The 13,228-nt window shown below is 60.6% G+C and carries 6 protein-coding genes and 1 pseudogene; 1 reads left to right on the plus strand and 6 read right to left on the minus strand.

Annotated features, from left to right (window positions below):
• Nucleotides 1–11: 11 nt before the first annotated feature.
• The 6 genes and pseudogenes from MFM001_RS20110 to MFM001_RS20135 form a co-directional block, all read right to left on the minus strand.
• On the minus strand, nucleotides 12–2,195 hold the full coding sequence (locus MFM001_RS20110) for an acyltransferase family protein (RefSeq protein ID WP_116377044.1): 2,184 nt from the start codon (nucleotides 2,193–2,195) through the stop codon (nucleotides 12–14).
• A gap of 289 nt (nucleotides 2,196–2,484) precedes the next feature.
• Nucleotides 2,485–4,631 (minus strand): annotated as a pseudogene (locus MFM001_RS20115) (acyltransferase family protein).
• A 550-nt stretch (nucleotides 4,632–5,181) separates the two neighbouring features.
• Nucleotides 5,182–5,505, minus strand: coding sequence for a hemophore-related protein (locus tag MFM001_RS20120; protein WP_238159305.1), 324 nt, complete (start codon nucleotides 5,503–5,505; stop codon nucleotides 5,182–5,184).
• 285 nt (nucleotides 5,506–5,790) lie between these two features.
• Nucleotides 5,791–8,706, minus strand: coding sequence for an RND family transporter (locus MFM001_RS20125; protein WP_116377045.1), 2,916 nt, complete (start codon nucleotides 8,704–8,706; stop codon nucleotides 5,791–5,793).
• Nucleotides 8,707–8,738: 32 nt separating this feature from the next.
• On the minus strand, nucleotides 8,739–11,624 hold the full coding sequence (locus MFM001_RS20130; RefSeq protein ID WP_116377022.1) for an RND family transporter: 2,886 nt from the start codon (nucleotides 11,622–11,624) through the stop codon (nucleotides 8,739–8,741).
• Nucleotides 11,621–12,040 carry an MmpS family protein gene (locus MFM001_RS20135; RefSeq protein ID WP_116377023.1) on the minus strand — a complete coding sequence of 140 codons (420 nt, stop codon included), beginning with the start codon at nucleotides 12,038–12,040 and terminating at the stop codon, nucleotides 11,621–11,623. Before MFM001_RS20135 ends, MFM001_RS20130 begins: the two co-directional genes overlap by 4 nt.
• An 888-nt stretch (nucleotides 12,041–12,928) precedes the next feature.
• Here MFM001_RS20135 and MFM001_RS20140 point away from each other — a divergent pair.
• Nucleotides 12,929–13,159 carry an MbtH family protein gene (locus MFM001_RS20140; protein WP_116377024.1) on the plus strand — a complete coding sequence of 77 codons (231 nt, stop codon included), beginning with the start codon at nucleotides 12,929–12,931 and terminating at the stop codon, nucleotides 13,157–13,159.
• Nucleotides 13,160–13,228 lie beyond the last annotated feature (69 nt).

Genomic DNA, 13,228 nt, shown 5'->3' on the forward strand with positions numbered 1-13,228 from the left:
CGCCTACAGCGTCAAGCCTGGGCGAGGGCGCGGTCGGCCAGGGTCGCCATTACGGGCGCTAATTGCCGGGCGTATTCGATCGACAGGTGAAATTCGTCGATGTACACCAGGGTGTTGCCGACGATGACGGGGCAGCGGTCGGGGGTGCAGAACAGATCGGTGAGGTCTTGGTAGTGTCCGCCGCCGGCTTTGGTGGCAGCGGATTCAGCGGCGATGCGGGCTGCGTTGACCGCTGTCGATCTGGTGGGGGAGCAAGCCGTTGCGTCATCGAGGTGGGCGGACAAACAGAACGGCACCATCCGCGACTGCGGATCGGGAATCGGTCCGAGCACCAGCACTTGGGCGCCGGTCGCGCGAAGCTGTTTCACCAGGCGTGTCAGGCTTTCGTCCCACGCGGGACCGTTTGATGCGAAACCGAATTCGGTACCGTAGTGACGTTTCATGCTCACGACGACCAGTTGGGTGTGTTCGTCGCGCAAGCGGTTGAGGATTTCACCGCGCCACTGGATGCACTCGGTGTATTCCCGGTGAAGGTAAGGGCTAGTGATGGGCAAGTCCATCGGTGGGCAACCTGCCTTGGCCAAAGTCTCTAGCCGCCAGTGCCGCTGCTCGGCGGCCTGCCGCAATGCCGGGGTCCACATCGCCGCATCCGAGTCGCCCATCACGGCCACCGTGGTTTTGGACGAGGTATCGCCCGACGCGCACTCCGGGTGCCCGACTTCGATCAAACTGCGAAGGCAGCCGTCGAGCAATGTCCGGAGAGCCTTGGCTTCGTCATCTTGGCCGGCCAGCGGCGGGGTGAGGTTGGAGGGGATGGCTTTGAGGTTGGCGGAGGCGCTGACGGCGGCTTGGACTTGGGCGAAGGCGTGTTGGACTGCGGTGTCGTATGGCTGGAGGTTGTGGCCGGTGGGTGGGGGGCCGGTGGTGACGGTCAGGGTGGGTGCGGGTGCGCCGTGTCCGACGGGCGGTGGCACCACGATCAGTAGTGCGGCGCTTAGGCAGGCGGCGATGGCGGTGGCCGCCGCGCCCAGGGTGAGGCTGGCTGCGGCGGAGCGGCGGATGGGGGCGGCAAAGCGCAGCGGGTTTTCCAGCAGGTGCAAGGTGAGGAGGGCCAGCACGGCCGAGAGGGCGGCCCCGGCGAGTTTGGCGGGCAGGCTTAGCGGGTGGCCGAATAGCGGTGGGGCCAGGACCAGGATGGGCCAGTGCCATAGGTACCAGGAGTAGGACATGCGGCCGATGGCGCGCATGGGTGCGGTGTCGAGCAGGCGCGCGCAGCCGTGTGTGGGTGTGGCGGTACCGGCGCCGATGACCAGTGCGGCGCCGATCACCGGTAGCAGGGCGGCGATGCCGGGGTAGGGGGTGTTGGCGTTGATGATGGTGCAGCCCAACAGGATTAGGGCCAGTCCGGCCCATCCGGTGATCGCGCCCGGTAGGGCTGGTAGTCGGCGCCATTGGCCGACGGTCAATGCGATCAGCCCGCCCAGGGCCAGCTGCCAGGCCCGGGTGGGCAGGGAAAAGAACGCCACGAAGGGCAGCCAGTGGGTGGTGGCCAGCGACAGGGCAAACGAGAAGATGGCGATCAGTGCCAGCACCACCAGGTAGGGCCGTCGCGAGGAGGTGGCTTGGGCCCTGCTGCGTTTGCGCAGCCGGCGGATCAGCCAGGCGGTGCCCAAGATCAGCGGCGCCCACAGCAGATAGAACTGTTCTTCAACCCCTAGTGACCAGTAGTGCTGAAACGGTGAGGGTGGCATGTAGGGGGCCAGGTAGTCCACGCCTTGCAAGATGAAGCGGTAGTTGACCACATACAGCGCGCTGGCGATGCCGTCACCGAAGACGGTGCGGGCCTGCAACGGGGGCAACAGCACTGCGGCGCCGATCGCGGTCACCACCCCGACAGCTGCCGAGGCCGGCAGCAGCCGGCGGGCCCGCGCCCCATAAAAGCGGCCCAATCGCACGGTGCCGGTGCTACTGGCCTCGCGCCACAGCAGCCCGGTGATCAAAAAGCCTGAGATGACAAAGAACACGTCCACGCCGACATAACCGCCACCGACACCGGGCACATCGGCGTGAAAGAGCACCACCGCCAACACCGCGACCGCACGCAGCCCCTCAATATCACCACGAAACCGCGACCCCGCCGGCCGCCCACCCTCCAGCCGCTCAACAGGACGCACACTCTCCGTCTGACTCAACATCACCCCGCGGTCGGTAAAAAGAAACACCATCCCAAGCAAAGTGATTCAAACATCCCCCAGCACCAAAAGAAGCGATTCGGAAGATGAAGACCGCCATTTCGTGACAGGGGCGGTCGAACACCGCAGCGGAAGCGCGGACGCAGCTTTGAAATTCTCTGCGCCGCAATTCGACAACTTGACGCTCAAGGTGGCGCACTTCGGCGCAGTTTCTACCGGCGCTGCGATCCTAGGCCAACGTGTCAAGCACGAAATCCATTGCTATGTAAGGTCTTTAACAGTCCGCCAGGTATCAATCGCCGGCAAGTGCGCGATCGGCCAGAGCCGCCATTACCGGTGCGAGCTGCCGGGAATACTCGATCGATACGTGGGCCTCGTCAACGTAGACCAGGGTGTTGCCGACAATCACCGGGCAGCGGTCGGCGGTGCAGAACAGCTTGGTGAGGTCGGCGTATTGTCCGCCGCCGGCTTTGGTGGCGGCGGTCTCGGTCGCGATTCCGGCTTCATTTACCGCCGTAGACCGGGGCGGCGAGCAAGCTGTCGCGTCATCGAGGTGCGCGGACAGACAAAACGGCATCAGTGCACCGGGATCCGGGATCGGCCCGAGCACCAGTACCTTGGCGCCGGTGCTACGCAGTTGCCGAACCAGGCGGCCCATGCTGTCGATCCACGGCGGGTCGTATGACGTGAAACCTGCCGGATAACCGTAGCGATCACCGTACGTGCGCGTCACGCTTACCACCACCAGTCGCGGATGGCCGGCTTGTAAGCGAGGGACAATCTGGCTGCGCCACTGCTCGCACTCGGTGTACTCGCGGTGCATGTAGGGGTTGAAGATGGGCAGGTCGATCAGTGGGCAGCCCGCCTTGTCCAGAGTTTCCAGCCGCCAGTGGCGCTGCTCGGCGACCCGCTGGAACGCCGGACTCCACATCGCGGCATTCGAATCGCCGATCAGCGCCACCGTCGTCGCCGACGTAGTGTCGCCCGTCGCGCACTCGGGCTGTTCGACTTGCAAGAAATTACGCAGGCAGCCGATGCGCATAATGGCCTGCTTTTCGGCCGCTGCATCCGAAAGTGGAGGAACCAGGTTCGAGGGTACTGCCTTGAGGTTGACGGATGCCGCAACCGCGGCCTGCACTTGGGCGAAAGCGTCCCGCACCGCTTCGTCGTAAAGATGAATGTTGTCGCCCGTTGGGGGAGAGGCGGCAGTGACCGTCAGCGGCGCAGCGGGCGCGCCACGCCCGACCGGCGCGGGCACGACTACCAACAACGCCCCGCTCACCGCCACCGCGACTGCTGTGGCGAGGCCACCAAGCGCAAGACTGCGGCCGGGCGAGCGGCGCATGAAACTAGCGAAGCGCAACGGGTTTTCGACGAAATGCAGGGTGAGCACCGCCAGGACGCCGGAAACAGCAGCCGCGGTCAGTCTGGCGGTCAACCCGAGTGCATGGCCCAGCAGTGGTGGTGCGAACAGCAATACCGGCCAATGCCACAGGTACCACGAGTACGACACCCGGCCGATCGCCCGCATCGGAGTCACTGCCAGGACACGCCCACATCCCCACGAGGGTGCGGCACAGCCGGTGCCGATCACGAGCGCGGTACCCAGCACGGGCAACAACGAGGCGGTGCCGGGATAGGGCGTGCTCGTGCCTAATATGGCGCAGCCCAACAGGATCAGGCCCAGTCCAACCCAACCCGCGATCGCCGCCAGTGCTGGCGGTAGGCGTCGCCACCTGCCGGCTGTGAGGGCTATCAGGCCACCGACGGCCAACTGCCAGGCCCGGGTGGGCAGTGAAAAGAACGCAATCGGAGGCAGGAAGTGCGTCGCCACAAGCGAGAGCGCAAACGACGCCAGCGCGACGAGTGCGAGGACGACCAGGTAGGAGGTTTGCGACGAAGTGGCTTGGGCTCTGGTGCGCTTACGTACACGCCGGATCAGCCACGCGGTCCCAAGGATCAAGGCCGGCCACAGCAGGTAGAACTGCTCCTCGACGCCAACGACCAGTAATGCAGAAACGGCGACGGCGGCAGGATAGGGGCGGAGTAGTCGACGCCTTGCAGAATGAAGCGGTAGTTGCCGACATACAAGGCGCAGGCAATGCCGTCTCCGAAGGCGATGCGGGCCTGCAACGGGGGCAACAGGATAACCGCGCCGATCGCGGTTACGACGCCGACAGTGGCCGAGGCCGGCAGTAGCCGGCGGGCTCGCGCTCCGTAAAAGCGACGCAGTCGGATGGTGCCGGTGCTGCTGGCCTCGCGCCAGAGCAGCCCGGTGATCAAAAAGCCTGAGATGACGAAGAAGACGTCCACGCCGATGTAGCCGCCGCCGACACCAGGGACCCCGGCGTGAAACAGGACAACTGCCAACACCGCCACGGCACGCAGGCCCTCGATGTCCGAGCGGAATTCCGTGTGTTCCGGGCGCCGACCCTGCATCCCTTCGACAGGGCTAACACTGCTGGACTGGCGCACAGACCCCCCTCGTAAAAAGCCGCGTTCTTCCAATGCAGGCATTGTGGCATTTCGTCAGAAGTGGAGGGCTGATTCGGGATGGAATGGGCTTTCGAGGTTTCGGAACGGTGACTTCAGCGGCGACGTTCCCCGAGGCTGGGAATGAGTTCACGCACTCGCGTTGCGGCGCCGCTGATTTCGTGAAACCCGTTCGGATCTCGACCAGTGACGACATTCGAGAATCGGCGGCCGGAGAGATGGCCCAGATCTGCTCTATTCGGGATAGTTCCGCGAGCCTTGAGGATCAGAAACAAACCTCGATAATTCGACGACACGCACACAACGCTGAATCCTGCAGTGTCCCATAGGGTTTAGTCGCCACCGCCGCGCCTAGCACGTTGGATGCCCAAACCAACTGAACCCGTGACCGCAGACCTCGAGCTTGACTCGGCTCCCACTCCGACTCGGACGGGACTACCGAGTGCGTGGAGCCTGACAACGGATGGGCGCAGGCGAGAAGCCCTTGCCCGATCACTCAGTAGTTGTTGCAGGTGGCCGCGATCTGTTGCATTACCGGAAAGTACGGCGAGCTCTGAATCTGCTGGGCCATTATCGCGCGTCGAGACCGCGGTGCCGAGAGGAACTGGCCCAAAGCGGCCTGCGCCTGCGGCGATGAGTTGAATTCCGCGGCAGCTTGCGGATTCTCCGCGTTGAGCGCTGCCACTGCCTGGTCATAACTGCAGGTGGTGTTGACGATCGGATCCGTAGCGGGATCTGCGGACGCAATCCCGGCCCCGGCAGCCAACGACAATGCCAGACCGCAAACCGCGGCCCCCAGTCTGATCACCGACAGATTGATCATTGTGAACTCCTCCCAGCTGATTTCATCGACTCTAACGGCTCAGCGCAACCCTTGCCCATGCTTTTCGGAACCAGACCAGACTAGTACGACGACGAAAATCGCGCCGCGCTCCGGCGTGTAACCGGCTGGGCAGCGGCAGTGCCGTGGCTGACGCGTGGCGGCCGAAACCAGATAGCTGGCAACTCGAATCAGGTCGGAGCCCGGGAACGGTTGTCCTGCTAGCTGTTCCGGTGTCTGCTGTCACAATGCGGCATGGTGGCGGCACGCCGTCGACAGCGAGGGTCAGCCCCGAGGGATGGGCCTTGGAATCGGGGCTGTGATCGCGTCCTCGTCGTCGTCCCTCAGCAGCAAGGCCCGGACTACAGGGCGCGGAGCGTACGGTCGCAGGAGGGCGCTCGCCGGCCGCGGGCGCACTACTTGCGGCCACCAGAACCAACGTCCGAACAGCGCGGCGATAGACGGTGTCATGAACGACCGCACGACCAACGTGTCGAACAGCAGGCCGAGCCCGATCGTGGTACCTACTTGAGCGATGATCTGCAGATCGCTGGCCGCCATGGACATCATGGTGAACGCGAAAACCAATCCCGCATTCGTCACGACCTTTCCTGTACCGCCCATTGCGCGGATGATGCCGGTCTTTACGCCGGCAGCGATTTCCTCTTTCATGCGCGATACAAGCAGTAGGTTGTAGTCAGACCCCACCGCCAAAAGAATGATCACCGACATCGGAAGCACCATCCAGTGCAATTTGATGCCCAAAACATACTGCCATATCAGCACCGACATCCCAAACGATGCTCCCAATGAAACCGCAACCGTACCCACAATGACGAGCGCGGCAATAAAGCTTCGCGTGATGATGAGCATGATGATGAAAATGAGGCAAAGCGAACCAACCCCGGCAATCAAGAGATCAAATTTGGACCCGTCTGCGAAGTCTTTATACGTCGACGAGATGCCGGCAAGGTAGACCTTCGCGCTCGCCAAGGGTGTTCCCTTGAGCGCCTCCTCGGCCGCCATCTTTACCTGCTTGATCCGTTTGATTCCTTCGGGCGTCGCGGGATCGCCGCGTTGGGAAATTATGAATCGAGCCGCTTTCCCGTCAGGGGAAAGGAAGGAATCCATCGCACGCTGGAAATCCTTGTTCTCGAACACTTCCGGAGGCAGATAGAACGAATCGTCGTTCTTGGCGGCGTCGTACGCCTGGCCCAATGCGCTCGCGTTCTCGCTCGTTTCATTCATCTCATCGAAAACGCCCGACATAGTGCTGTGCATGGTCAGCATCATCGTCCGCATGCTCTGCATGGTCGCGATCATCGGCGGGAAATTTTGAAGCATCTGAGGCATCAGCGCATCCATTTGATCAAGGTCTTTGATCAGGTCGTGCACCTTATCGCTGAGTATGTCGATACCGTCGATGGTGTCGAATATCGATCTGAGGGACCAGCAGATCGGGATCTCGTAGCAATGCTTTTCCCAGTAGAAGTAGCTGCGGATCGGTCTCCACATGTCTTCGAAATCCGAAACGTGGTCCCTCAACTCATCCATGACCAGGCTCATTTCTTTCGTCTTGGCGATCGTGGCATGAGTTGTGTTGTTGAGTTGTTGCATCAGACCGTACATGTGCTGCATGATGCCGATCATTTTCGCCATATCGTCGGCTTGTTTCAGCATGTCGTGCGTGCGCGCTTCCATATAATGCATGGTTTGTTTCTGGGCCGCACTTTGCATGCTCAGCAGAAAGGGTATCGATGTATGGGCGATTGGAGTTCCCTCGGGACGGGTTATGCCCTGGACCCGAGAGATACCAGGAACTCGAAAAGTGGCTTTAGCCAGCTTGTTCAGCACGATAAAATCTGCCGGATTGCGCATATCGTGGTCTGATTCGACCATTAAAATGTCCGGCATCATTCGTGACTGTGAAAAATGGCGGTCAGCGGCCGCAAACCCCAAATTGGCCGGAAGGTCTGCTGGGATATAGAGCCGATCGTTGTAGCTCGTTTTATAGCCTGGCAGCGTGAGCAGGCCAATCAGCGCGAGTGCGCACGCTGCAGTAAGGATGGGCGCCGGCCAGCGGACGATTGCGGTGCCGATCCGGCGCCAACGACGGACCCCTATTACGCGCTTGGGGTCGAAAAGGCCAAAGCGACTTCCGACCGCAATTACCGCCGGAACCAACGTGAGCGCGACTGCGACTGCAACGAACAGGCCCAGGGCGCACGGGACGCCCATAGTCTGGAACATGGGCATCCGGGTGAAGCTTAGGCAGAAGAGGGCTCCTGCGATTGTCAAACCGGACGCCAAAACAACTGGAGCTACACCACGATACGTGGTGTAGTAGGCCGTTTCGGGGTCCTCGCCGGCTTGCCGTGCCTCTTGGTATCGACCAAAGAAGAAAATCGCGTAATCGGTACCAGCCGCGATACCCAGGGACACCAGCAGGTTAATAGCAAAGGTCGATAGTACAAGAATATTGTGATGGCCCAGAAATGCGACGATCCCGCGGGCAGCCCCTAATTCAATGCCCACCGTCACCAATAGAAGAATTACGGTGATGACCGAACGATAGACAAGAAGTAGCATTGTGAAGATCATCGCGACTGTCACTATGGTGATCTTCAGAATCGATTTGTTGCCGCTGTGCTGCATATCCGAAACGAGCGGTGCTGCGCCGGTGACATAGGTCTTGACCCCGGGCGGCGGCGGCGTTCGCTTTATGATATCCCGGACGGCCGCCACAGATTCCTCACCCAAGGTCGTACCTTGGTTGCCGGCAAGATTGACTTGGACATATGCGGCTTTGCCATCCGAGCTTTGCGCGCCCGCCGCCGTGAGTCGATCTCCCCATAAATCGTGCACATTCTGCACATGCTTCGGATCGGCTCGTAATTCCCGAACCAATCCGTCGTAGTACCTGTGAGCATCCTCGCCGAGCGGCTGCTGCCCCTCGAGGACGACCATCGCGAAACTGTCCGAATCGAATTCTTTGAAATCCTTGCCCATGCGCAGCATGGCCTGCACCGCGGGCGCATCAGTGGGGCTCAGCGCTACCGAATGCTCTTGCCCGACTCGCTCCAGCGATGGAACTCCGAAAGTCACAAGCAAAACCAGCGCCACCCAGGCCAGGATCACGAGCGGTGACAACCGGCGGATTGTCCGCGCGACGAAAGGCGATGGCGGGCGTTCGGTGCTCATGATGGCTTCACCAAGCAGAAGGTGAACACCCGCTAGCTCCTCAGCAGCAAGGAACGGACCAACGGTCGGGGTCCGACCGGCCGAAGTAACGAGCTGGCGGGGCGGGGCCGCACCTGTTGCGGCCACCAGAACCAGCGGCCCAACAATGCGGCGATCGACGGCGTCATGAACGCGCGCACGACCAACGTGTCGAACAACAGCCCGAGGCCGATCGTGGTACCGATCTGACCAACAATGGTCAGGTCGCTGACCACCATGGACATCATCGTGAAGGCGAACACCAGGCCCGCATTCGTTACGACCTTGCCGGTGCCGCCCATGGCGCGGATGATGCCCGTGTTTATGCCGGCGGCTATTTCCTCCTTCATCCGGGATACCAGCAGCAGGTTGTAGTCAGATCCCACCGCCAAGAGGACAATCACCGCCATCACTAGGACGACCCAGTGGATTTGTATGCCGAGTAGATATTGCCAGACCAGCACGGACAGCCCGAACGAGGCTCCCAGTGAAAGCGCCACCGTACCGACGATGACCAAGGCGGCAATAAAGCTTCGCGTCATGATCAGCATGATGATGAAAATCAGGCAGAGCGCCGCGACTGCCGCGATCAACAAATCGTATTTGGAGCCGTCCACAATGTCCTTCGCCATCGCTGCGGTGCCCGTGAGATAGATCTTGGAGTCTTCCAGGGGAGTGCCCTTGAGCGCCTCCTCGGCCGCAGTTTTTATTGCGTCGACCCGTGAAATACCCTCGGGCGATGCGGGATCGCCTCTTTGGGAAATAAGCATGCGGGTCGCCTTACCGTCCGGCGACAAGAACACTTTCATGATGCGTTGGACGTCTTTGTTCTTGAACGTGTCCGGCGGCAGGTAGAAGGAGTCGTCGTTTTTGGCGGCGTCGAAAGCCTTGCCCATGGCTGTCGCGTTATCGCTCGACTCCTCCATCTGGCTGAAAATTCCGGACATGGTGCTGTGCATGGTCAGCATCATGGTCCGCGTGCTCTGCATGGTTGCGATCATCGGCGGGAACTGCGTGAGCAGTTGCGGCATGATCAGATCGAGCTGATCCATATCTTTGACAAGGTCTTCCAACTTGTCGCTGACCTCGTCAATACCGTCGATTGAATCGAAGATGGACCGGAGCGACCAGCAGATCGGAATGTCGTAGCAGTGCTTTTCCCAGTAGAAGTAGCTGCGGATCGGCCTCCAGAAATCCTCGAAATCCGCTACGTGGTCTCGCAGCTCTTCCGTGATCGCCACCATCTCATGCGTTTCGCCGATCATGTGATGGGTTGTGTTGGTGAGCTGTTGCATCAGGCCATACATGCGCTGCATCAAACTGATCGTTTGCGCCAAATCGTCAGCCTGCTTGAGCATGTCATTCATGCGTTTTTTCTGGAACTGCAGGTTCGCCATTTGGCTTGCTTGCCCCATGCTCAAGATAAACGGTATCGACGTATGCGCAATGGGGTCCCCGGTAGGACGAGTTATCGCCTGCACACTGGAAATGCCCGGAACAGCGAATACGTTCTTCGCCACTTTGTTCAAAATCAGCATATCCGCCGAATTGCGCATATCGTGATCGGCTTCGATCAACAGGAGCTCCGGCATTGACATTCGGGACGAGGGAAAATGCCGCTCCGCGGCCGCATAACCCACATTGCCGGGAATATCTTTAGGGATATACTTCTGATCGTTAAAACTGGCTTTGAAACCTGGCAGGGCCAGTAGACCGATAAGCGCGACAGCCAAAGTGGCGGCGAGAATTGGCGCGGGCCACCGAACGATCGACGTGCCTACCCGCCGCCATCCCCGAGCCGAAATCCTGCGCTTGGGCTCGAAAAGCCCGAAGCGACCGCCACCCAGCGCAATGACGGCAGGTACCAGCGTGAGGGCCACCGCGACCGCAATGACCATACCCACCGCGCAAGGAACGCCGATTGCTTGGAAAGCGGATAGTCGGGTGAAGCTCAGACAGAAAAGCGCTCCGGCGATCGTCAAACCAGAGGCCAGCACAACCTTGGCAACGCCACGGTAGGTCGTATAGAACGCGGTTTCCCGATCTTCGCCGGCCTGACGCGCTTCTTGATATCGACCGAAGAAAAATATGCCGTAGTCGGTTCCCGCGGCGATCGCGAGGGATGTCAGCAGGTTGACGACATACGTCGTGAGCCCGACAGCGTGATGATGGCCGAGGAAGGCTACAGCACCGCGAGCCACCTGCAGCTCTATCCCCACCATCAGCAACAAAACAATGACTGTGACAATCGACCGGTAGACGAGGAGCAACGTAGTGCAGATCACTGCGAGGCTCACCAATGTAATAAGGATGACCGTCCTGTTACCGCTGTGGCCCATGTCGGCGGCCAGGGCCGCCGGGCCGGTGACATAAGCCTTGAGTCCGGGCGGCGGTGGCGTGTTCGCCACGATGTCGCGGACGGCTTCGGCCGATTCGTTTCCTTGGGTCTGGCCAAGCTCACCGGAGAGGTCCAACTGGACATATACGGCCTTGCGATCCGCGCTTTCCGCCGCGTCGGCCGTGAGTGGATCTCCCCAGAAATCTTGAATGTGCTGTACGTGTTTAGGATCGTCTTTCAGTTTACGAATCAAGCGATCGTAGTAGCGGTGAGCCTCATCGCCCAGGGGTTGATCGCTCTCCAAGACGATCATCGCCGCATTGCCGGAACTGGCTTCCTTGAAGTCCTCGACGATGCGCGTAATCGCCTTGAACGACGGCGCATCCGGAGGATTCAGCGATACCGAATTCTCTTTCTCGACTTGCTCGAGTGGGGGGACGGCGGCACCCAGGATCACAGTGATGACCAACCAGGCCAAGATGATAGGTGCCGACCATCGATGAATCGTCCGCGCAAAAAATGGCGGTGCGGTGTGGTGGTTGCCCAGCGGTTCGTAGCTCATGCGGCCTTCAGTAGGCAGAAGGTAAAGGCGTTTACTTCGTGCGAAGTTCGTTCAGCTTTTACTTCATCGTCGACCAAGATGCGGCAGCCGATAGTGTTGCTGTCGCCCTGCGCGACAACACTTCCCACGGCCGTCGCCTCGGTGGTCGCGAACTCCACCGACCACGGCAAGTGCGCCCCCTCAACTCGCTGGGGGTCGGCATTGACGTCGAAATAGCTAATGTCGGCCGTAGTCCCAGGTGGTCCGAAGATTTCGTACCTCAGGTGCTTGGCGTTGAAAGGTTTGGTGTCATCGACTTTGGTGTCGGCGTACGACGGCCGCTTCTCATTGCCGAATACATTGTGGAGTCGGGTCACGGTGAATCCTCCGCTGGCGATGACCACCAGTATGACCAGCGGAATCCACACCCGTCTCAAAACGCTGAAAATCGCGAATCTCCTCCACCTATTTCCATATCTGGCCGTGTCACCCGTTCGCACATGCAACTACACCGCGGCCGCGACACGCCAGACGGCATCTCGGATGAGGTGGACGTCGCAGGCTAGCTGTGCGGCGATCACTTCAAACGAGCAGCCCCGCGGGAGCCCGACCAGATCTTGACGAGTAAACCATGCCCGTGCCCTCCGTATCGGCTCGTTTCCAACGCGATATCGGATCGTAATGCATGGCACGTGCGTAACGGGGCGGTACGGCGTATGTTTGGCGTTCGCGCAGGCAGCGTAGCGATTGAGGGGCGCACCAACCGGTTGTGCCGCCGATCGTCAGGCCTCGTCCTGGCGGCGCCGACGTCCGACGCTTTGGTGACGTCGACTGGGGTGACTGCTCCATCGCAAAGAGTTGATCGAGTGCAGCTTGATACGGTCATGGATCCGGTGCCGGCACCCCGACGGGTTCTTCGAGAGGACATGTCAGGTTCGCCCAATACGAAGAGGACCTAAGTCGGCCGGGCGTCCGATGTCCTTGTCGCAGAAGCGCTTCGGTCGATCGCTGGCATCGCTCCGGGCCGCTCCTGAGTAATCCATGTCGTGGCAGCCTGGGACGGTCGCCGTAGTACGAGCACCGAAAACTACTTCGTCCTCGATAGGGTCGTGCCTGCTCAATTGCTAAACGGCGCAAAGCCAAACCTGCTCGGGGAGGTCACCGCACCGAAAGTCGCCACCACCGAAACCCGACGTCACCCGCCAATTTCTGGGCTGGGCCGGAAACCGCACCAGGAACTTTCTCGAAACCCCGGACCGACCCTGTGGCCTTCAGTAGAGTTTGGAACCGTTCCACTCGTGTCGACTAGGCGGTCTGGAGAGCTGGTGAGCATCAATCCGTTCGACGATGACAATGGCAGCTTTTTCGTCTTGGTCAACGACGAGGAGCAACACAGCCTGTGGCCGACCTTCGCAGATGTTCCGGCCGGTTGGCGCGTAGTTTACGGCGAAGCGGACCGTGCGGCGTGTCTGGATTACATCGAACAGAACTGGCCCGATATACGGCCGAAGAGTCTGCGCGACAGGCTGGCAGAGAGTAGGGCTTCTGACAAGTAAACCGTCTGGGTTTGGGGGAGTCCGGTGGACCTTAATGACGGGGAACTTCAGATAACGCGGGGGCGGCGG

The organism is Mycobacterium sp. MFM001, assembly GCF_003402475.1.
Classification (GTDB): domain Bacteria; phylum Actinomycetota; class Actinomycetes; order Mycobacteriales; family Mycobacteriaceae; genus Mycobacterium.

Coding starts and splice junctions, on each gene's coding strand:
- MFM001_RS20110 (WP_116377044.1), bottom strand. CDS start 2,195: ATGTTGAGTCAGACGGAGAGTGTGCGTCCTGTTGAGCGGCTGGAGGGT.
- MFM001_RS20125 (WP_116377045.1), bottom strand. CDS start 8,706: ATGAGCACCGAACGCCCGCCATCGCCTTTCGTCGCGCGGACAATCCGC.
- MFM001_RS20130 (WP_116377022.1), bottom strand. CDS start 11,624: ATGAGCTACGAACCGCTGGGCAACCACCACACCGCACCGCCATTTTTT.